19 protein-coding genes are annotated in these 20,805 nt (G+C 69.0%); 8 read left to right on the forward strand and 11 right to left on the reverse strand.

Annotated features, from left to right (window positions below):
• Positions 1-117 precede the first annotated feature (117 nt).
• On the forward strand, positions 118-456 hold the full coding sequence (locus AC3A5K_RS14810) for a P-II family nitrogen regulator (RefSeq protein ID WP_394002549.1): 339 nt from the start codon (positions 118-120) through the stop codon (positions 454-456).
• Complete coding sequence (locus AC3A5K_RS14815; protein WP_487618319.1) at positions 453-1,490, forward strand: D-alanine--D-alanine ligase family protein; 1,038 nt, start codon at positions 453-455, stop codon at positions 1,488-1,490. Before AC3A5K_RS14810 ends, AC3A5K_RS14815 begins: the two co-directional genes overlap by 4 nt.
• A 19-nt stretch (positions 1,491-1,509) precedes the next feature.
• Here the strand turns inward: AC3A5K_RS14815 and speE are convergent, their stop codons facing one another.
• Entirely contained in the window at positions 1,510-2,361 is an 852-nt protein-coding gene (gene speE / locus AC3A5K_RS14820; protein WP_487618320.1) for a polyamine aminopropyltransferase, read from the reverse strand.
• A gap of 157 nt (positions 2,362-2,518) precedes the next feature.
• Between speE and AC3A5K_RS14825 the strand changes: the two genes are divergently transcribed.
• Entirely contained in the window at positions 2,519-4,396 is a 1,878-nt protein-coding gene (locus AC3A5K_RS14825) for a M48 family metallopeptidase (RefSeq protein WP_487618321.1), read from the forward strand.
• A gap of 82 nt (positions 4,397-4,478) precedes the next feature.
• Positions 4,479-6,368 carry an arginine decarboxylase gene (gene speA / locus AC3A5K_RS14830; RefSeq protein ID WP_487618322.1) on the forward strand — a complete coding sequence of 630 codons (1,890 nt, stop codon included), beginning with the start codon at positions 4,479-4,481 and terminating at the stop codon, positions 6,366-6,368.
• A 12-nt stretch (positions 6,369-6,380) separates the two neighbouring features.
• Here the strand turns inward: speA and AC3A5K_RS14835 are convergent, their stop codons facing one another.
• Positions 6,381-6,830 (reverse strand): EF-hand domain-containing protein, encoded by a 450-nt coding sequence (locus tag AC3A5K_RS14835; protein WP_487618323.1) that lies wholly within the window; start codon positions 6,828-6,830, stop codon positions 6,381-6,383.
• A gap of 212 nt (positions 6,831-7,042) precedes the next feature.
• Here AC3A5K_RS14835 and AC3A5K_RS14840 point away from each other — a divergent pair, with 212 nt between their 5' ends.
• Entirely contained in the window at positions 7,043-7,999 is a 957-nt protein-coding gene (locus AC3A5K_RS14840) for an MBL fold metallo-hydrolase (RefSeq protein ID WP_487618324.1), read from the forward strand.
• A 242-nt stretch (positions 8,000-8,241) separates the two neighbouring features.
• On the opposite strand, the gene AC3A5K_RS14845 is transcribed toward AC3A5K_RS14840, so the two are convergent.
• The 6 genes from AC3A5K_RS14845 to argS form a co-directional block, all read right to left on the reverse strand.
• Complete coding sequence (locus AC3A5K_RS14845) at positions 8,242-8,994, reverse strand: SDR family NAD(P)-dependent oxidoreductase (protein ID WP_487618325.1); 753 nt, start codon at positions 8,992-8,994, stop codon at positions 8,242-8,244.
• A gap of 96 nt (positions 8,995-9,090) precedes the next feature.
• Positions 9,091-9,864 carry a UPF0149 family protein gene (locus tag AC3A5K_RS14850; RefSeq protein ID WP_487618326.1) on the reverse strand — a complete coding sequence of 258 codons (774 nt, stop codon included), beginning with the start codon at positions 9,862-9,864 and terminating at the stop codon, positions 9,091-9,093.
• 61 nt (positions 9,865-9,925) lie between these two features.
• A complete protein-coding gene (locus AC3A5K_RS14855) occupies positions 9,926-10,489 on the reverse strand; it encodes a methyltransferase family protein (RefSeq protein ID WP_487618327.1) in 564 nt (187 codons plus the stop codon).
• A 38-nt stretch (positions 10,490-10,527) separates the two neighbouring features.
• On the reverse strand, positions 10,528-10,887 hold the full coding sequence (locus AC3A5K_RS14860) for a hypothetical protein (RefSeq protein ID WP_487618328.1): 360 nt from the start codon (positions 10,885-10,887) through the stop codon (positions 10,528-10,530).
• Between the two features lie 259 nt (positions 10,888-11,146).
• Positions 11,147-11,929: an SPOR domain-containing protein gene (locus AC3A5K_RS14865; RefSeq protein ID WP_487618329.1), complete on the reverse strand. Its 783-nt coding sequence runs from the start codon at positions 11,927-11,929 to the stop codon at positions 11,147-11,149.
• The gene (argS, locus tag AC3A5K_RS14870; RefSeq protein WP_487618330.1) at positions 11,929-13,629 is read right to left on the reverse strand and encodes an arginine--tRNA ligase; all 1,701 of its coding nucleotides are present in this window, start codon (positions 13,627-13,629) and stop codon (positions 11,929-11,931) included. Before argS ends, AC3A5K_RS14865 begins: the two co-directional genes overlap by 1 nt.
• Before the next feature lie 114 nt (positions 13,630-13,743).
• Between argS and AC3A5K_RS14875 the strand changes: the two genes are divergently transcribed.
• Positions 13,744-14,520 (forward strand): sulfite exporter TauE/SafE family protein, encoded by a 777-nt coding sequence (locus AC3A5K_RS14875; protein WP_487618331.1) that lies wholly within the window; start codon positions 13,744-13,746, stop codon positions 14,518-14,520.
• Between the two features lie 20 nt (positions 14,521-14,540).
• Here the strand turns inward: AC3A5K_RS14875 and folE are convergent, their stop codons facing one another.
• Complete coding sequence (folE, locus tag AC3A5K_RS14880; protein ID WP_487618332.1) at positions 14,541-15,149, reverse strand: GTP cyclohydrolase I FolE; 609 nt, start codon at positions 15,147-15,149, stop codon at positions 14,541-14,543.
• A gap of 66 nt (positions 15,150-15,215) precedes the next feature.
• Positions 15,216-15,596, reverse strand: a complete 381-nt coding sequence (locus tag AC3A5K_RS14885; protein WP_487618333.1) for a hypothetical protein — start codon at positions 15,594-15,596, stop codon at positions 15,216-15,218.
• Between the two features lie 244 nt (positions 15,597-15,840).
• Here AC3A5K_RS14885 and AC3A5K_RS14890 point away from each other — a divergent pair, with 244 nt between their 5' ends.
• On the forward strand, positions 15,841-17,697 hold the full coding sequence (locus AC3A5K_RS14890) for a DUF885 domain-containing protein (protein ID WP_487618334.1): 1,857 nt from the start codon (positions 15,841-15,843) through the stop codon (positions 17,695-17,697).
• Positions 17,698-17,782: 85 nt separating this feature from the next.
• Here the strand turns inward: AC3A5K_RS14890 and AC3A5K_RS14895 are convergent, their stop codons facing one another.
• Positions 17,783-18,967: an alpha/beta hydrolase gene (locus AC3A5K_RS14895; RefSeq protein ID WP_487618335.1), complete on the reverse strand. Its 1,185-nt coding sequence runs from the start codon at positions 18,965-18,967 to the stop codon at positions 17,783-17,785.
• A gap of 205 nt (positions 18,968-19,172) precedes the next feature.
• Here AC3A5K_RS14895 and dbpA point away from each other — a divergent pair, with 205 nt between their 5' ends.
• Positions 19,173-20,552 carry an ATP-dependent RNA helicase DbpA gene (dbpA, locus tag AC3A5K_RS14900; RefSeq protein ID WP_487618336.1) on the forward strand — a complete coding sequence of 460 codons (1,380 nt, stop codon included), beginning with the start codon at positions 19,173-19,175 and terminating at the stop codon, positions 20,550-20,552.
• Positions 20,553-20,805 lie beyond the last annotated feature (253 nt).

Genomic DNA, 20,805 nt, shown 5'->3' on the forward strand with positions numbered 1-20,805 from the left:
GCGCGGCGCACTACAGCATGCAGGGAAGCGTCTCACAACACGCGACCCGGGCCGGATCGTGTGGGGACGTGCGTGAGGGTGGCGTATCCTTGCTCCACACCCAGCGGAGACTGCGCGATGAAGATGGTCATGGCGATCATCAAGCCATTCAAGCTTGACGACGTGCGCGAAGCGCTCGCCGATGTCGGCGTCACCGGCATCACCGTGACCGAGGTCAAAGGCTTCGGACGTCAGAAGGGACACACGGAGCTGTACCGCGGCGCCGAATACGTCGTCGATTTTCTGCCGAAGGTGAAGCTGGAGATCGCGGTGACCGACGACCTCGTCGAGACCGTCGTCGAAGCGATCCTCAAGTCCGCGGGCATGGGCAAGATCGGCGACGGCAAGATCTTCGTCTACGACCTCGGTCGCGCGGTGCGGATCCGTACCGGCGAACTGGATGGTGACGCTTTGTGACGCAAGGCGAATCATCGACGACGCTGCGCGTCGCGGTGTTGTGCGGCGGCACCAGCAGCGAGCGCGACGTTTCGATTGCAAGCGGTGCGCAGGTCGTCTCGGCCTTGAGGCACCGAGGTCATCATGTGGTCGTAGTGGATACCGCCCACGGCGTTCTCGCAGCGGAAGAAGAGCAGCGATTGCTGGTCCCGGGCGTCGGCACGACCCCGCCTGCCGAACGTGCACTGGCCTTGATGCGCGCCTCGGCAGGCGGTCTCACGCAGCCGGTACCGCGGGACTGCGACGTCGTGTTCCTCGCATTGCATGGCGGGACCGGCGAGGACGGTACGATCCAGGGCCTGCTCGATCTGGCGGACCTCGCGTACACCGGCACCGGCCACATGGGCAGTGCCGTCGCCATGGACAAGGACCTGTCGAAACGACTGATGCGCGCCGCGGGCGTTCCGACGCCCGACTGGTTGATGTGCCCGGTCGATGCGGCGGAAGTCGAGGCGCGACTCGGATTTCCCGTCGTGGTGAAGCCGAACCGGCAAGGCTCGACGGTCGGTTTGTCGGTCGTGCGATCGGCGGATGGACTGGCCTCGGCGATCGCACGCGCCGAGGCGCACGATGACGAGGTCATGGTCGAAGCGTTTGTTGCAGGACGCGAGATCACGGTCGGCGTGCTCGACGGACAGGCGCTGGCGGTGGGCGAGATCCTGTTGCCCGCCGACGGCGTGTTCGATTACGAGGACAAGTATCAGGGGATCGTCCGCGAGGTCTTTCCAGCGGACCTGCCGCAGGCGCTGGCGGACGAGGCGCGGGCCCTGGCGTTGCACGCGCATCAGGCGCTGAAACTGGGCGACTACAGCCGGGCGGATTTCCGGCTCGATGCCGACGGGCAGGTGTGGTGTCTCGAACTCAATACGCTGCCGGGCATGACCGCCAACAGCCTGATGCCGCAATCGGCAGCCGCGTCGGGGATTGCATTCCCCGAGTTGTGCGAGCGCCTGTGCAGGTTGGCACTCGGCAGGAAAGCGCGCCGGCAGCGCTGAAGCTGCCGGCGCGGATCGCTCAGCCCTCGCCCAGCGCCTTCGCCACGAACGGTGGCAGCGACTGCGCGCCCTTGTGGATGTCGGCGGTGTAGTACAGCGTCTCGAACGGCTTGGCGCGTGCGTCGGCTTCACGGAAATCGAAGCCTTGGCCCTTGCGCGCCAGCGTGCAGCTCCACCAGCCGGTCGGGTAGCAGGGCTGCGGGAACGGCAGGGTCTGGAAGGTGGTGAAGCCGGCCTTGCCCATCTCGGCGCGCATGGCCTGGATAAGTTCCAGCAGCACCAGCGGCGATTCGGACTGCTGGACGAGGATGCCGTCGTCCTTCAGCGCGCGGTGGCAGCTTTCGAAGAAAGCCTTGTTGAACAGGCCTTCGGCCGGTCCGACCGGATCGGTCGAATCGACGATCACGATATCGACGCTGCCGGGCGCGCAGTTCGCCATGTAGGCGATGCCGTCGTCGAACAGGATCTCGGCGCGCGGGTCGCCGTTGGATTCGCACAGCTCGGGGAAATACTTCTCCGCCATGCGCGTGACCTGCTCGTCGATGTCGCACTGCACGGCCTTCTCGACACCCGGGTGACGCAGCACTTCGCGCAGCGTGCCGCAGTCGCCGCCGCCGATGATGACGACGGTCTTCGGCGCGGCGTGGGTGAACAGCGCCGGGTGCGACATCATCTCGTGGTAGAGGAAGTTGTCGCGCGTGGTGACCATCATCGCGCCGTCGATGAGCATGACGTTGCCCCAGTCGGTGCTCTCGTAGATCTCGATCTTCTGGAACGGCGACTGCACCTCGTCGAGCTTCGCGTTGACGCGGAAGCCGATGGCCGAGCCGGCCGTTTCGAAGTTTTCGTAGAGCCAGTTGGGCGCGGTCATGGGGTGTCCTGCAAAGCGGATAAGGGGAAATCGGGCGACGGCCGGGGACAGCGGGGCCGTGCGCGAAGGGCGAAATTGTAGCGAAGTCCAGGTGTCGGCTTCGTGTCCGGGCCGATGCGATACTGCGACGCACCCGCTGCCGACACCGCCCGAGCCCATGGAAGATCGCCGCGCGGCGCAGGCCGCCACCGACCGCCACCGCGCGCGGATCCAGCGCCTCGAAACCCTCGCCGCCGCGGCGCCACGCGCGTATCTCGTCCGCGTGCTGCTGCTGGCGCTGGCCGGCTACGGTTTCCTGATCGGCCTGTTGCTGCTGCTCCTGGCCGCGCCGCTCGCGATCGCATGGCGGGTGCTCGTGCAGGGCGTCCGTTTCGAGCCGCAACTGGCGATCGTGCTGCTGATCGCCGGTGCCGGCATCGCCGCGCTGGTGCGCGCGCTGTGGGTGCGTTTCGAGGTGCCGCCCGGGCGATTGCTGGCACCGGACGAGGCGCCGGCGCTGCAGGCCGAGGTCGAGCGCCTGGGCAAGGCGACCGGGGCGCCGCCGCTTGCAGGCATCGTCATCGACACCCAGCTCAATGCCGCCGCGGCCAGCCTGCCGCGTCTGCTCGGCCTCGCCGGTCACCGGCATTACCTCGTGCTGGGTCTGCCGCTGCTGCAGCTGCTCGATCGCGACGAGGCCGCGGCGGTGATCGCGCACGAGTTCGGGCATTTCGGCGAGCAGCACGGGCGCCTGTCCGGCTGGCTCTACCGCGTGCGCTTCACCTGGTATCGCGCCGTCGACGGCCTGGCGCGCAGCGGCTTCCTGCTGTCGCTGCCGATCGCGCGTTTCTATGCCTGGTACGCGCCGCTGTTCGACGCGTGGAGCTTCGTGCTCGCGCGGGCGCACGAGTTCCGGGCCGACGCGACCGCCGCGCGAGTCGTCGACAGGGATGCGATGGCCAGCGCCCTGCTGCGCATCGAACACGGCAGTGGGCGCCTGCAGTCGACGCTGTGGCCGCGCGTGCTGGCCCGCGCCCGCGTGCAATCGCATCCGCCGACGCAGTTGCTGGCGCCGTTGATCGACGGGCTGCGCGCTGGGCCGCAGCCGGATCCGGAACGCCTGCTCGCGATTGCCGATCGCGATCCCGATCCCTACGACACGCATCCGGTGCTGGCGCGGCGTCTCGACGCGTTGGATGTGTCTGCCGTCCTGCGCACGCCCGGTGCATCTGCATCGGTGTGGCTCGGCGATGCGCTGGACGCCATCGAACGCGACCTGGACCAGCACTGGCGCACGCAACTGAAGACGGAATGGCAGGCGTTGCACGCGGCCGGCGCGAATGACCGCGCGCGCTTCCACGCACTCGATGCGCTGCTGCACCGTTCCGCGGACGAGGCCGTCGAACATGCGCGGCTGTTCGAGACGGTCGAGATCGATCGCGATCCGCTGCCGGTCCTGGCCCGTGCGCATGCCGCCCATCCGGACAGCGCACTGGTCGCGTTCCGTCTCGGGCTACGTCAGCTGCAGGCGGGCGATATTGGCGGCATCAGCCATCTGCGTCAGGCGGTCGCGCGCGATGCCGGCGCGGTCGGACCGATCAGCGAGGCGCTGGCGGCACTGCTGCGCGATCCCGACGTGGACGCCGACACAGCCCGCCAGATCACCGCTCTGCGTGACGAACTCGCCCCGCGCGCCGACGATCTGCGTGATCGCGGTGCCGTTGCCGATGGCGATGCCCTGCAGCCGCACGATCTCGACACCGCCGCGATGGGGCGCCTGACCGCCACGCTCGCCAGCCACGACCGGATCGTCAGCGCATGGGTGGTGCGCAAGCAGGTGGCGATGGTCGAACAGTCCGCGCATTACGTGCTGCTGCTGGACTGGCGTGGCTCGATCGCCAGCGAAGCCGCCGGCCTGCGCGCGGTGTCGGAGGCGCTGCGGTTGCCGGGCAGCCACACGGTGTTCACCGGCAGCGACGCCGCGGCGCTGGCGAAGCAGGTGCGGCGCCTGTGCGGCGCGCCGGTCTACCAGAAAGGGAAGGGCCGGGCGTTCTGAGCGCCGCGGCGGCCGTGTCACCACAGGTTCGGCTGCCAGACCCTAGACTATGCGGCCTTCATGCTCGACCGGAATGCCGCCGATGACCGCCTGGTCCACCGACCTCGCCCGCAAGACCTACTCGATCCCGCACTGGAGCGAGGGGTATTTCGACGTCGATGACGCCGGCCGCATCGTGGTGTCGCCGCGCGGCAAGCACGGCCCGTCGATCGCGCTGCCCGAGGCGGTCGACGCCGCGCGCGCGAACGGCGCGCAGCTTCCGATGCTGGTGCGCTTTCCCGACATCCTCGGCGATCGCCTCGCGCGATTGCAGGAGGCCTTCGCGCAGGCCCAGGCAGAGTGGGAGTATCCGGGCGGCTATACGGCCGTCTATCCGATCAAGGTCAACCAGCACCAGGGCGTCGCCGGCACGCTGGCCTCGCACCACGGCGACGGCTTCGGTCTGGAAGCGGGCAGCAAGCCGGAACTGATGGCGGTGCTGGCGCTGTCGCGTCCGGGCGGCCTCGTGGTCTGCAACGGCTACAAGGACCGCGAATACATCCGGCTCGCGCTGATCGGCCGCAAGCTGGGCCTCGAGACGTTCATCGTCGTCGAGAAGCCGTCCGAGCTCGCGCTGGTGATGGAGGAAGCCGCCGCGCTCGGCGTGAAGCCGGGCCTCGGCGTGCGCATGCGTCTTGCGTCTCTGGGCGCCGGCAAGTGGCAGAACAGCGGCGGGGACAAGGCCAAGTTCGGTCTCAACCCGCGCCAGCTGCTCGACCTGTGGAAGAAGCTGCGCGACGCCGGCATGGCGGACTGCCTGCAGCTGCTGCATTTCCACATGGGTTCGCAGATCTCCAACGTCCGCGACATCTCCAGCGGCATGCGCGAGGCGGTGCGGTATTTCGTCGAACTGACCAAGCTCGGCGCGACGATCAGCCACGTCGATGTCGGCGGCGGTCTCGGCGTCGATTACGAAGGCACGCGTTCGCGCAGCTACAACTCGGTGAACTACGGCATCCGCCAGTACGCCGGTTCGATCGTGCAGCCACTGGCGCAGGCCTGCGCCGAGCACGGTCTCACACCGCCGCGCATCGTCACCGAATGCGGCCGCGCGATGACCGCGCACCACGCGGTGCTGGTCGCCAACGTGTCCGAAGTCGAACGTGCGCCCGAGGGTCGCGTGCCGGATGTGCACGACGACGAGCCGGCCGTGGTCGCGAACCTGCGCGAGCTCCATACCGAGCTGACCTCGCGTCCGGCGGTCGAGCTGTTCCACGAAGCGCAGCACCATCACGCCGAAGGGCTGGCGCTCTACGCCCTGGGCCAGCTGGACCTGACGCATCGCGCGCGCATCGACGATCTGTTCTATGCGATCGCGCATGCCGTGCGCGCGCGGCTGACCTTCGACGAGAAGAGCCACCGCCCGCTGCTCGACGAACTCAACGAGCGCCTGGTCGACAAGTACTTCGTCAACTTCAGCGTGTTCGAGTCGATGCCGGATGTGTGGGCGATCGACCAGGTGTTCCCGATCGTGCCGATCGAACGCCTCGACGAACTGCCCGAGCGTCGCGGCGTGATCGCGGATCTGACCTGCGATTCCGACGGCAAGATCGACATCTACGTCGAGAACGAGGATCTCGACACCTCGCTGCCGCTGCATCCGCTGCGCAAGGGCGAGCAGTACCGGCTCGGCTTCTTCATGGTCGGCGCCTACCAGGAAATCCTCGGCGACATCCACAACCTGTTCGGCGACACCGACGCGGTCGAAGTGAAGATCGAGGGCGACGGCATCACGGTCGTGCAGCAGCGTCGCGGCGACACCACCGACGTGATGCTCGACTACGTGGGCTATCGCCTCGAAGACCTGCGCGCGCGCTACACCGCGCTGGTCGACGATGCCGCGCTGGCCGCCGACGAATCGCAGCGGCTCAAGGATGCGCTGGAAGCCGGACTCACCGGCTACACGTATCTGGACGACACGCCGCTGGAGTGACGCGCCGGGCGGTCAGAAGGGCTCCAGCCCATGCAGCTGGCGAACTTCCCGCAGCGTCACCTGGCCGTCCTTGTCGAAGTCGGCCTGCAGCAGCATGATCACCTGCGACTGCTGGTAGTTCTCCAGCGTGATGCGTCCATCGCCGTCGACGTCGTAGATCGCGAAGGCGTTGTTGGTCACGAGGGTCCGCAGTGCGGGATCCATCTGGTCGGCGCCATGGCGCAGCTGCTGCTGCCGCACTTCCGCGCGGCTGAGCAGGCCGTCGCTGTCGAGGTCGTATTCGCGGAATTCGCGCGCCGACGAGGCCCGGACCTCGGCCTGCGTGATCACGCCGTCGCGGTTCGCATCGCTGACGCGGAACATGTTCTCGACATGGGCGGCGGCGCGCGGGCTGGCCTCGGCCAGGGTCGTGCCGATCAGCAACAGCGACGCGAGTGTCGCGACGAATCCTTTCGTGTACATGGCGTCCTGCCGTAAATGCGTGGCGACACGTTAGCAATGTGGACGCGCGCGCAGCGCCGCGTCGTCGTATCGGAGTTTTCCGCATGCATCGTCATCCCATTGCGTCCGGGTGACATGCAGCAGGCCACCCGTACGGGCAGTCGGAAGCGGCGTTGGGTCTATGCTGCGGCGCTATCGCGGCTTGCCGCGTCCACGTCGTCAGGAGATCCGTCATGCGTCGCTTCGCTCCCACCCGTGCCGTTCTGACCCTCGCGCTTGCCACCGTGCTGGCCGCCTGCGCCGAGCCTGCGCCGCCGCCGGCCACTGTCGACGCACCGCCGCCGCCGATGACGACGGCCGATACCGCGGACGCGGTCGAGGATGCCGACGTGCATCCGTTCAAGATCGGCACGCTCGATGCGGCGGTCCTGCGCGATGGCGACATCCGCTTTCCCAACGATGGCAAGACGCTCGGCATCGGCGCGCCCAAGGCCGAGCTCGATGCGCTGCTGACGACGGCCGGCGAGCCCACCGACATCGTGCACCTGAGCGTGCAGGCGCTGCTGGTGCGCAGCGGCGATCGCGTACTGCTGTTCGACACCGGCGCCGGCAATGCCGACTTCGCCGATGCCGGCCGCCTCCCAGCGTCGTTACGCGCGGCGGGCGTCGAGCCGGCGCAGGTCACCGACATCTTCATCAGCCACGCGCATCCGGACCACGTCGGCGGACTCGTCGACGATGCCGGCCAGGCGGTGTTCGCGAACGCGACCGTGCATCTGTCGGCGCCGGAATGGCAGGCGTTGCAGGGCGAAGCTTCGAATGCTGCGCTGGCCGCAGCCATCGCACCGCGCGTCGACGCGTTCGCACCCGGCGCCGAAGTCGTACCGAGCGTCACGGCGGTCGCGATCGAAGGCCATACGGCGGGCCACAGCGCCTACGAGATCGTCGACGGCGACGCGCGCTTGCTCTACATCGGTGACGGCGCGCATCACTTCGCGGTGTCGGTGCAGCGGCCGCAGTGGACGATCGGGTTCGACGGCGATGCACCCACGGCCAAAGCCAGCCGCGAAGCCCTGCTGGCGCGCGCGGCGGACAGCGGCGTCACCGTGGCCTCGCCGCATTTCCCGTACCCGGGACTGGGCCACGTCGTGCGTCGCGATGGCGGGTTCGTCTGGGCGCCGTTGCTGTAGGCGGACGGGTTGGCGGCGACACCGGCATCCGGTGTCGCGCGTCATCGCGCCCTGGATCTACTCCCGCGCATCGGAACCCACGCCCGTCATCCCGGCGTTCGCCGGGATGACGTTGAAGCGTGCTGCAGAACGACGCCCGCGTTGTCGTCGCACACGCTTGAATCGACAGTGCCCGCGAGATGGCGGCGCATACGCGCGCACCGACGCTGCTCCGTCGAGATCTGCGGGTCGCGACGTCCGGATCACGCCTCGCGATGGATCTGGAACCCCGCGAAGGACTGGCTGACCGGCATCACTTCGAGCCGGTTGATGTTGAGGTGCGGCGGCAGGTTCGCGACCCACCACAGGGTCTCGGCGATGTCGTCGGCGACGATCGGCTGCGCACCGGTGTACAGCGTGTCGGATGCGCCCTGGTCGCCGCTGGTGCGCACGAGGGTGAATTCGGTTTCGGCCAGGCCCGGTTCGATCGAGGTCACGCGCACGCCGGTGCCGTGCAGATCCGCGCGCAGGCCCAGCGAGAACTGGGTGACGAAGGCCTTGGTGCCGCCGTAGGTGTTGCCGCCGGGATACGGATAGCTGCCGGCGATCGAGCTGACGTTGAGGATCGCGCCGCGGCGTTCGATCAGTCTCGGCAGCAGCGCGTGCGTCAGCGTGACCAGCGCGGTGACGTTGGTGTCGATCATCTGTCGCCACTGCGCGAGGTCCGCGCGCTGCGCCGGCGCGGTGCCGAGCGCGAGCCCGGCGTTGTTGACCAGGGCATCGATGTCGCGGAAGTCCGCCGGCAGCGCATCGAGCGCGGCGTGCATCGCGGCTTCGTCGCGGATGTCGAACGCGGCCGTGTGCAGGCGTTCGCTGCCGTGCGCATCGACCAGCGCCTGCAGCCGTTCGGCGCGACGCCCGGTCGCGATCACGCGCCAGCCACCGGCGAGAAAACGCGCGACGGCAGCGGCGCCGAAACCGGAGGTGCCGCCGGTGATCAGAATGGTGCGGGTCATGACGAGGCTCCTTGAAACGCGGCGCGCCGGCGGGCGACGCGCGATCGATGCGGACTCAGACGATGTCGGCGCGTGTCGTCCGCGCCGGACTGCGGATTACTCGGACGCCTGGTCCACGCAGCACTTCTTGTACTTCTTGCCGCTGCCGCAGCTGCAGGGATCGTTGCGGCCGGGCACGTCGGCGCGCTTGGCCGGTGCCGGGCGACGGTCGTGCAGACGCTGCAGGTACATGTCGTACAGCATGTCGGGCAGGTCGTAGCTCAGGTCGAAGCGCTCGTCGAGGGTGAGCATCTCCTCGGCCGTCATCTCCGCGTCCGCCAGCTGCGAGGGATCCACGATCGCCAGGCGGGTGATCACGCCCAGATCGTTGTCGATCGCATCGTGGTCGTCCATCCACTTCGCCCACGCGTCTTCGAACTGCGCGGCGCCGCGCAGGAAGCCCGCGGCCCAGGCGGCGGCGAACGGGAAATCGGCAGGAATGCCGTCCAGCGCATCGGCGCCAGCGGCCTTGTCCTCGTCGCCCTCGGACTCCGGCGGCAGGCCCAGCAACGGCATCAGCGATTCGCGATCGCTCGCCTCCGAAGGATCGTGGCGGATGCGCTGTTCGACCTCGGCCGCCAGTCGCGTGATCAGCGCCTCGGCTTCGCGGGTCTGGCGTTCGTCGCGGCGCGGCACTTCGCCGCTGCCCCAGATCGCCGGGAATACCGTCGGCAGTTCGACGTCGACCGGTCCGACCGCGAGCGCGGACAGGAAACCGTCGAGCATTTCCAGATTGCCGAGGCCAGTTTCGGGATCGGTGCAGCGGTCGAGCAGCACATCCAGCCGGTCGAGTTCGGTGTCGCTGAGGGCGGTCGCGGGCGAAATGGTCATGCGAGGGGCAGCGGTGCGGGCGGCACAGCTTACCCGCTGGCTCACGGTCCGGCTGGCGGCTTCACCAGATGCCGGGCAGCAGGCGCCGCGTGCTGCGGGCGTAGTCGGCATAGTCGACCGGGAACGCTGCCGACAGCGCGGCCTCCTCCACCCGGATGCGACGGCGCAGGGCGATCCAGAGCGGCGCCGCGACCACCAGGGGCGCGAGCCAGCTGCCGAGCGCGCAGACGAAGCCGACGAAGGTCACCAGCAGGCCGGTGTAGGACGGATGGCGCAGCTGCCGGTACGGACCGCTGCGGATCAGACGGTGGTCGGCGGCGATCGCCACGTCGACCGTGAAATGTTCGGCGAGCACGCGGATCGCCCACCAGCGCAGCAGCATGCCCGCCAGCATCAGCGCGCAGCCGCCCCATAGCAGCGCGGGCTGCCAGGCCGGCGGGAAACGGCCGGGCGGCCAGATCGAGATGAGCATCGCCGCGGTCACGCAGCCGCCGATCACCAGCACCAGCCGCGCCAGCGTGCCGGCATCGCGGCTGCGATCTGCGGCGCGGTGACGCAGCCCGATCCACAGCTCGCTCAGGCACCACAGTGCACTCAGGGCGGCGAAGACGAGGATGCCGGCCATGGGCGGGCTCCGGAACAGGGACGTCGAGCGTTGCAGGCTCAGTGTGACGTGGGGGTGCCGGCGGGCGGCTTGCGCGCAGGTGGCTCGCCTTCGACGGGTTCGGTCCGCGCGCGCCGGCGACCCGTGGTCGATTTGCCGCGTGTCCGCGCCTTCGTGGCGCGGTGTTTCTGCAGCATGTCCTCGGCCAGCACCACATCCTCGGACAGGATGCCGGCCGCGCGGGCCACGGCGATCCGGGCCGCAGCCCGGTTCTCGTCGGGATTGGCCTGCAGCAGTTCGCGGATCGCCTCGCGCAGGGCCGCCTGGGCGGTGTGCTTGAGCTTGAGATCGCTGCCCTGCTGGAACAGGGCCAGCAGAACGTCGACGACGGGTTTGACGAAAGCAGCTTCGATGGCCATGGCGGGTCTCCCTTGGCCACCCATTCTCCGCAGCGGCATCGCGCCGGCTGCGACCGCATTGCGACGTGCGCCACGGAACGACAGGCGGGCGTTCGCGGCGGCGCGCAGCGTTCATGTGCAGCGCGGCCGCGTCGTCATCGATGGACGCGCGGGCGAGAACGGATTGAAGCGGAACGGCGCCGCAGGTGCGCCGCGTACGACGCACGCAACGCGGCCGGCGATGAATCGCGCGCCCGCGAACGGGCGTCGCCGTCCGGCGTTACTGGGCCTTGATCGCCATGGCCGGCAGACCGCCGTTGCCGAGCTTCTGCTTGGCTTCGGCCAGATCGGTCGCCGTGCCGTACGGCCCCATGCGCACGCGGTAGACGGTGCGGCCGCCGGCTTCGCCGGATTCGACGCGCGCGGTCAGGCCGAGCAGCGCGATGCGCGCCTTCAGCGCTTCCGCATCGCCCGAGGCGCTGAACGAACCGGCCTGCAACAGATACCGGGCGTCGCTGGCCACGGGCGTTGCGCGCGCCGTCGGTGCCGGCGTGGCGGGCGTCTGCGCCGGCGTGGTGCGCTCTTCCGACAGCGGCGTCGGGCCGATCGGGGCTGGCGTCGAGGTGCCGCCCGCCAGGTCGGCGGCGTCCGGATGCCGCGCCTGCAACGCCTGCTGCGCGGCCTCGGCCTGCTTCTGCCGCTCGGCCTCGGCGCGTGCGCTCGCCGCCAGTTCGGCGTCGCTCATCGGCACTTCCTGGTCGGGCAGCATCGTATAGAAGTCGTAATCGGTGGTCCGGCCCGAAGGCTGGCCCGCCGGACGCGGACGCTCGTCGGCAGGCGCCGGCAGATCGGCATCGTCGGACGTCGCCACCGCGGGCTGCGCATCCGGATTGGGACGCGGACGGAAGAAGCCGTCGTCGGCGTCGGGCTTGAACAGCCGCGGAAGCGCCAGCACCACGCCCAACGCGAGCACGATACCGATGACCATCCACGCCCAGCCGGGCAGGCCGCCGGAGCTGCCGCCACTGCGTCGGGCCTGGGATTTGCCGCGTCTTGCCGCCATTACATCGCCTCCGGAGCCTGCACGCCGAGCAGCGCGAGACCATTGCGCAACACCTGCCGAACGGCAGTGGCCAACGCCAGGCGCGCGTCGCGCACCTCTGCATCGTCGACCAGGAACTGGTGATCGTTGTAGTACGTCTGGAAGGCCTGTGCCAGCTCCAGCAGGTAGGTCGCGATCAGGTGGGGTTCAAGCTGCGCGCCGGCCGCGGCCACGATCTCGGGCCAACGCGACAGGTCGATCAGCACGTCGCGCAGCGCGACATTGCCGAGGTCCAGCGGTTGGGCCAGGCCGTGCTGCAGATCGAACGTCTGGCCGGCCTCGTCGAGCTTGCGCAGCAGGCCGCAGATGCGCGCGTGCGACAGCTGTACGTAGTACACCGGATTGTCGAGCGACTGGCTGCGCGCGAGGTCGATGTCGAACACCAGCTGCGAATCCGGCTTGCGCGCCACCAGGAACCAGCGCGTTGCATCGCGCCCGGCTTCCTCGATCAGGTCGCGCAGCGTCAGGTAGCTGCCGGCGCGCTTGCTGAGCTTCACTTCCTCGCCGCCGCGCATGACGGTGACCATCTGGTGCAGCACGTATTCCGGCCAGCCCTGCGGGATGCCGGTGTCGAGCGCCTGCAGACCGGCCTTCACCCGGGCCAGCGAGCCGTGGTGGTCGGCGCCGAGTTCAGTGATCGCGCGCGTGTAGCCGCGCTGCCACTTCGACAGGTGATAGGCCACGTCCGGCACGAAGTAGGTATAGGTGCCGTCGGACTTGCGCATCACGCGGTCCTTGTCGTCACCGAAATCGGTGGTGCGCAGCCACAGCGCGCCGCCTTCCTCGTAAGTGTGGCCGTGTGCCACCAGTTCACGCACGGTCTCTTCCACCTTGCCGTCGGCGTACAGCGACGATTCGAGGAAATACACGTCGAAGCCCACGCCGAATGCGGCGAGGTCCGCGTTCTGCTCGCGGCGCAGCCAGGCGACCGCGAAGCGGCGGATCGCGTCCAGATCGTCGGCATCGGGCACACCGGCCACGACGTGGCCGTCGACCTCGACCGTCGCACCGTCGAGATACGCGCGTGCGACCTCGGCGATGTAGTCGCCGTTGTAGGCATTCTCCGGCCAGTCCGCATCGCCCGGGCCGCAGCCCTTCGCACGCGCCTGGGTGGAGCGGGCGAGATTCTCGATCTGCACGCCGGCGTCGTTGTAATAGAACTCGCGCTTGACGTTCCAGCCGTTGGCATCGAGGACGCGCGCGATGCAGTCGCCGATCACCGCCGCGCGGCCGTGGCCGACGTGCAGCGGACCGGTCGGATTCGCCGACACGTACTCGATGCCGGCCGTGCGCGCGCCGCCGCTGGTGTTGTGTCCGAAGCTGTCGCCCTGCGCATGCACGGCCAGCAGCTGCTCGCGCCAGGCGGCCGGCGTCAGGCGGAAATTGAGGAAGCCGGGTCCGGCGATCTCCACCGAGGCGATGTGCGCGTTGTCCGGCAACGCATCCACCAGCGCCTGGGCCAGCGCGCGCGGATTCGATTTCGCCGGCCGGGCCAGCAGCATCGCGGCATTGCTCGAGAAATCGCCATGGCTGCGCTCCTTCGGTCGTTCGACGACGAAGGCGGGCGTGGCGAGGTCGGCGGGCAGCGTGCCCTGGTCACGCAGGCGGGCAATGGCCTGGCCGACGAGCGATTCGATCAGGTCGCGGAGCGGGGAATTCACGGGCGGCGGTGTCGCGGTTCAACGGCCCGACATTGTACGCGAGCCGTCGTGCCGGGCTTTGCGCGACGCTGGCGACCGCTATCATGGCCGCCCCCTGCATCTCTGGCCGCCCGCGTGGACGCGCTGCTTCCCGAACTGGCCTGGCTGGTCTGCATCGCCTTCATGGCCGGTCTGGTCGACGCGGCGGTGGGCGGCGGTGGCCTGGTGCAGCTGCCCGGTCTGTTCACGGCGTTGCCGCAGCACACGCCCGCGGCGCTGCTGGGCACCAACAAGTTCAGCTCGCTGTTCGGCACCGCGGCCGCCGGCTGGCGCTATGCGCGCAATGTGCGGTTTCCGTGGGCGCCCGTGCTGTTTGCAGCCGCGACCGCGTTCGTGTTCTCGTTCCTCGGTGCCACCGCGGTGAGCCTGCTGCCGCGCGATGCGGTCCGGCCGCTGATCCTGGCGCTGCTGATCGCGATGCTGGTCTACACGCTGGTCAAGAAGGATTTCGGCGCGCTGCACCGGCCGCGCGATGTCGGCCGCCGGGAACTGGGGCTGGCCCTGCTGATGGGCGCGGCGATCGGGTTCTACGACGGCCTGTTCGGCCCCGGCACCGGCAGCTTCCTGATCTTCCTGTTCATCCGCTTCTTCGGGCTGGATTTCCTGCGCGCCACGGCCGCATCGAAGATCGTCAACATCGCGACCAATCTGGCCGCGCTGTCGTACTTCGTGCCCTCGGGCCATGTGCTGCTGGCATTCGCGGTGCCGATGGCGGTGGCCAACATCGGCGGCGCGTTCGCCGGTACCCGCCTGGCGCTGCGCGGCGGCACGCCGGTTATCCGCAAGCTGTTCGTGCTGCTGGTGATCGTGCTCATCGCCAAAATGGGCTGGGACACGATCAGCGGCGCCTGACGCAGGCGCGACACAACGGCTCAGCGCCGGTTGCCGACCTCGATGAAGCGCAGGAACTCGGCGCGGGTGCGGGCGTCATCGCGGAAGCTGCCCAGCATCGTGGAGGTGATCATGCTCACGCCGCGCTTGTGCACGCCGCGCGTCGTCATGCACTCGTGTGCGCCTTCCACCACCACGCCCACGCCCAGCGGCGACAGCGCGCGCTGGATGCAGCCGGCGATCTGCGCGGTCATCTTTTCCTGCACCTGGAAGCGCTTGGAATAGGCCTCCACCACGCGTGCCAGCTTGCTGATGCCGACCACCCGGCCCGAGGGCAGATAGCCGACGTGGACCTTGCCGATGATCGGCGCCATGTGGTGTTCGCAATGGCTTTCGTATTCGATGTCGCGCAGCACGATCATCTCGTCGTAGCCGGCGACTTCCTCGAATGTCCGCGCCAGATAGGCGTCGGCATCGACCGCGTAGCCGCTGAACCATTCGCCGTAGGCCTTGGCGACGCGCCGCGGCGTATCGAGCAGGCCCTCGCGCGTCGGATCCTCACCCGCCCAGCGCAGCAGGGTGCGCACCGCGGACTCGGCATCGTCCCGGCTCACGCCATGGCGGCTGTCGTCTTCGGTGGTTTCGGACATGGATCGCGACTCGCGGCTGCAGGGCGCGCAATGGTAGCGCGCGTATCGCCAGGCCGCCTCGACCGGTCAGCTGTGCTCGTAGCCGGTGGTGCCGTGGCGACCGTCGTCGGCCGCCCGGGTCTGCTGCAGTTCGTGACGGGACCACGCGTCTTCCACCGCGCCGCGGGCCTCCACCCAACCCAGGCGCGACTGGTCACGGGCGCCGTCCCATTCCCGCTCCAGCTGGGCCTCGACGTCCTCGAAGCGCAGACCGGCGTGACGCCGCTGGCTGCGTTGGCCGAAGCGGTAGGCAGGCACATAGTCCTCCCAGATCCGCCCGGTCGAGTAGTAGGGCGCCTGGACGAGGCCATCCTTGAAGCGGCGTGCGAGCACCTCGTCGCTGTCGGCCCGTTCGGGGCCGCGGTTGGACGGACTCAGCTGCTGCTGCTGTCGATTGATGGGGGCCATGGAAGGTGTCCTGCGTCGCAGCGCATCGTGGAACGGCGGGAGCGCTGGACGCGACGCTGCTGGGTTAGGCGGCACGTTACGGAGCCGATCGTGCGCCACGGGTGAAAAATGCGAGGGTCGGACTTGGTGTGCAGCCCGTGTTCATTGCACCGCGGCGGGCGTCCCGGCCCGTGACTCCCAGCAGGGGCGTCGGCGGCGACTTCCCCTGCACAATGCGGTTCTTGATCGTTCATGGAGTCGTCGAATGCGTCCCACCCTCGCCTGCAGCACCCTGGCACTCGCGCTGGCACTGGCCGCGTGTGCGCCCGCGTCCACCGATGCGACCGCCACCGGCAACACGACCGCGCAGGCGGAGAACGAGTCCGCCCGGCTCAACGCCTGGTTCGACAGCCAGTACGAGGAACTGCTGCAGCTCAGCCCGCTGCAGATGACGATGCAGGGCCGCAAGGACCGCTACGACGAGCTGGACGACGCCTCGCCCGAGGCCGACGCCCGGCGCCTGGCATGGCTGAAGACCTCGGCCGAGACGATGGAATCGACCTTCGACCGCGATGCACTCGACGACGAGACCAAGCTGTCCTGGGACCTGTGGAAGCGCCAGTACGAAAGCGCGCGTGACGGCGAGGCCTTCATCGCCGACGGCTACGTGTTCGACCAGATGAACGGCATGCACAGCTTCCTGCCGACCTTCCTGATCAATTTCCACAAGGTCGAGACCGAGCAGGACTATCTGGCCTACATCGCCCGCCTGAACGCCGCGCCGCGGCTGTTCGACCAGCTGATTGCGCGGGGCCAGACCTCGGCCACCCAGGGCATCCGTCCGCCGAAGTTCGCGTTCGAAGGCGTCATCGACCAGTCGCGCAAGGTGATCGCCGGCGCGCCGTTCGACGACGGCGAGCCCAGCGCGCTGTGGGCCGATCTCAACGCCAAGGCCGATGCCCTGGTCGAGGCGGGCACGATCGATGCCGCGCGCGCCGATGCGCTCAAGGCGCAGGCCCGCACCGCGCTGCTCGAGCAGGTCGCGCCGGCCTATGGCCGCGTCATCGCCTGGAGCGAGAGCGAACTGCCGAACGCGCTGGAGAATCCCTCCGGCGTGGGCGCCACCCACCCCAACGGCGCCGCGTACTACGCCTGGCAGCTGCGCGAGAACACCACCACCGGCATGAGCGCGGACGAAGTCCACCAGCTGGGCCTCGACGAGGTCGCGCGTCTGCGCGGCGAGATGGAGGCGGTCAAGACGCAAGTCGGCTTCGACGGTGACCTCACCGCGTTCTTCGAGTTCATCAACACCGATCCGCAGTTCCGCTTCCCCAACACCGATGACGGCCGCCAGGCCTATATCGACGGCGCCAGCGAGGCGATCGCCAACATCAAGCAGCATCTGCCCGAGTACTTCGGGCTGCTGCCGAAGGCGGATCTGGTGGTGCGCCGGGTCGAGGCCTTCCGCGAACAGGACGGCGCCGCCCAGCATTACTTCCCGGGCACGCCCGACGGCTCGCGTCCGGGCATCTACTACGCGCACCTGTCGGACATGGGCGCGATGCCCAAGACCGAACTCGAGGTGATCGCGTACCACGAAGGCCTGCCGGGCCATCACATGCAGATCTCGATCGCCCAGGAACTCGAGGGCGTGCCGACGTTCCGCACCCAGATGTTCACCACCGCCTACACCGAAGGCTGGGGCCTGTATTCGGAATGGCTGGCCAAGGAGATGCCGGGCACCTACGAGGATCCGTACTCCGAGTACGGCCGCCTGATGTCGGAGATGTGGCGCGCGATCCGTCTGGTGGTCGACACCGGCATGCACGTCAAGGGCTGGACCGAGTCGCAGGCGGTCGAATACTTCCAGCAGAACGCATCGATTCCCGAGGCCGCGATCCGCTCCGAAGTGCGCCGCTACCTGATCATGCCGGGCCAGGCCACGGCCTATAAGGTCGGCATGATCGAGATGCAGCAGCTGCGTGCCAAGGCCGAGACCGAGCTGGGCGACGCGTTCGACATCCGCGGCTTCCACGACACGATCCTGGGCGGCGGTGCGATGCCGCTGGACCTGCTGGAACGTCGCGTCGACCAGTGGATCGCCACCCGGAAAGCCGGCTGACGCCAGCGTCCAAGCGTGGTGCGCGAGGCCCGGGCATGCCCGGGCCTCGCCGTGTCCGGCGCAGGGACAGGGAACGTCGCCGCGCTCAACGTGGCGGGACGTCTCCGGCGCGTTCGGCGATCGGCAGGGCGTACTGGACCAGCGAGACCAGGGTCTTGCCCGGCTCCTCGTTCAGCACCTCGTGCGCGGATTGCTCGAACCACACCAGCCGTTTCGACGGCGCCTGTACCTGCCCGAACCAGTCCGCGGCCACACTCGATGACACGTTGTAATCGTGGCGTCCGAGGAACAGCAGCAACGGCACTTCCAGCCGGTCGATCTCGCGCAGGTCCAGGGCCAGGACCTGCGACAGCAGCCGGTCCATCGAGAACCGGTTGGCCGTCCAGACCGCGGCGAGGTCGGCATCGGTGTATTCCGGCGACAGGGCGATCGCGGCGGCCTCGGCCTGGCCGCCGGTCCGGTTGTGGACCATGCCGCCGTACTGGTTGAGCCAGCGGCGCTGCACCATCAGGTCCGCCAGCGCCACCGCTTGCGTGCCCTCGGCATAGGGCGCGATCGACCGCAGCTCGGCCATGGCCTCCGCATTACCGTCCCGCTCGGCCTGTTCGAACGCGAACGCCCAGCCCCGGCGTTCGCTTTCCGGCGCGTCGGTCAGCTGGCCGACACCGATGTAGGCGTGCAGCCACTCCGGGCGCGCCTGCGCCAGCTGCAACCCCAGATAGCTCCCCCAGGAGTGGCCGAGCACGAAAATGCGCTCCTTGCCGAACTCCTGACGCAGCCAGGCCGCCATCTCTTCGGTGTCTGCGACCATCCGCTCGAGGGTCATGGTCGGTCCGATCAGCTCGGGATCGTGTTCCCGATAGGTCTTGCCGGCGCCGCGCTGGTCCCACTGGACGACGGTGAAGTATTCCTCCCATCCACGCTGGAAGTACCAGCTGATCGGCATCGAGACCCAGCCGGGTCCCCCGTGCAGCATCAGCAGAACCGGGTTGCGCCGGTCCTGGCCACGGATCGAGACCCACTGGTCGATGTCGCCGATGCGCACCGTCTCCAGCCGCTCGATGCCGTGATCGGCCACGACACGGCGCATGTCGGCAACGATCGCCGTCGCCTCGGCCCGGTTGCCGGGCGTGGCGGCCGTGGCCGGTGCCGCGAGGCCGGTCAGCATCCACAGCGCCGCGACGAGTCCACCGGCCTGCGCAACCAGCGTGGACCGCCAGTGTGCGGGTCGTCGCGCCGCGTTGCGTTCGATCGTCCTGCCCGTCTGCATGCTGCGCTCCCGTTTCAGCCGGGTGCGATTCTAGAAGCCGGGTGCGCTGCGCTTCCACATCTGCCGTCCGAAGGGTGGCAACGGCCGGCGTTACCCGCATGGACGGCATATCCGCGCGCTAAGAAAGCTTGTTCACGAGCGGCGAATGCGCTGGCTCCAGGGCCGCCGATGACCGGCCGGCCGCGCCACCTGCGATCATGCGCACATGACCGCATCCACCGACTTCTCCAGCCTCGCGCTGACGCCCGCCCTGCTGCAGGGCGTCGACGCCCTCGGCTACACCGCGATGACGCCGATCCAAGCGCAGGCGCTGCCGCACATCCTCGAAGGCCTCGACGTGCTGGCCCAGGCGCCGACCGGCAGCGGCAAGACCGCGGCCTTCGGCCTCGGCGTGCTGCACCGGATCGATCCGGCGCTGATCGAAACCCAGGCGCTGGTGCTGTGCCCCACGCGCGAGCTGGCCGACCAGGTGGGCAAGCAGCTGCGCAAGCTCGCGCTGGGGATTCCGAACCTGAAGCTCTCGCTGCTGTGCGGCGGCATTCCGCTGGGACCGCAGCTGGCCTCGCTGACGCATCCGCCGCATGTCGTCGTCGGCACGCCCGGCCGCATCCAGGAACTGGCGAAGAAGAAGGCGCTGCACCTGCGCCATGTGCGCACGCTGGTGCTGGACGAAGCCGACCGCATGCTCGACATGGGCTTCGAGGAATCCATCCGCGACATCGTCAAACGCGTGCCGCCGACGCGCCAGGGCCTGCTGTTCTCGGCGACGTTCCCCGATGCCATCCGCGATCTCGGCACCGCGATGCTGCGCGAGCCGGTGCAGATCGGCGTCGAAGGCGGCGCGCCTGCGCCGAAGATCGAACAGATCTTCCATGAGGTCGAGCCGTCGCGCCGTGCGCCGCAGCTGGCCGCGCTGCTGCTGCGCCATCGGCCCGCCTCGGCGGTGGTGTTCTGCAACACCCGCGCCGACGTCAACGAAGTCGCCGGCTCGCTGGCGCACTACGGCTTCAACGCGCTGGCGCTGCACGGCGACATGGAGCAGCGCGACCGCGACGAGGTGCTGGTGCGCTTCTCCAACCGCAGCTGCAACGTGCTGGTGGCCAGCGACGTCGCCGCGCGCGGGCTGGATGTCGAGGACATCGGCGCGGTCGTCAACTACGAGCTGCCGCATGACGCCGATACCTACGTGCACCGCATCGGCCGCACCGGTCGCGCGGGGCGTTCGGGCCTGGCGCTGAGTCTGGTCACGCCGCGCGAAATGCCACGCACCGCGCTGGTCGAGGCGCAGTTCGGCGCGCTGCGCTGGGACAAGCTGCTGCCGCTCAGCGGCAAGGGCAGCGACGTGCCGGTCGCGCCGATGGTCACGCTGCGCATCGATGCCGGACGCACCGACAAGCTGCGTCCGGGCGACATCGTCGGCGCGCTGACCGGCGAGGCCGGGCTGCACAAGGATGCGATCGGCAAGATCGACGTCTTCGCCACGCGCAGCTATGTCGCCATCGCCCGCGGCCAGGCCGACCGCGCGCTGCTGCGCCTGCGCGAGGGCAAGATCAAGGGCCGCCGGTTCCGCATCGCGCGTTTCTGAGTGGGTGATGGCGGCGGAGTGTCCGCCGCCAGCGCGGTGATGATCCGCCGACGCTGCGCCGTGCCACTTCGCGCGGTGTCGGGGCCGCCCAATCGGCGATGCGGCACGCCCGATGCTCCGATCAGAATGCGGCCGCTGCGTGCGCGGACCGTGTCTGCGCAGGTGCACCTGCCGCGCACGGGGCGTCGATCTTCTTTGTTTCAAGGCGTCCGCGGATTCCCGCATGTCGTTTCCACGATGTGACCCGCGGTCC

Source organism: Luteimonas sp. Soil_C_5, assembly GCF_057656615.1.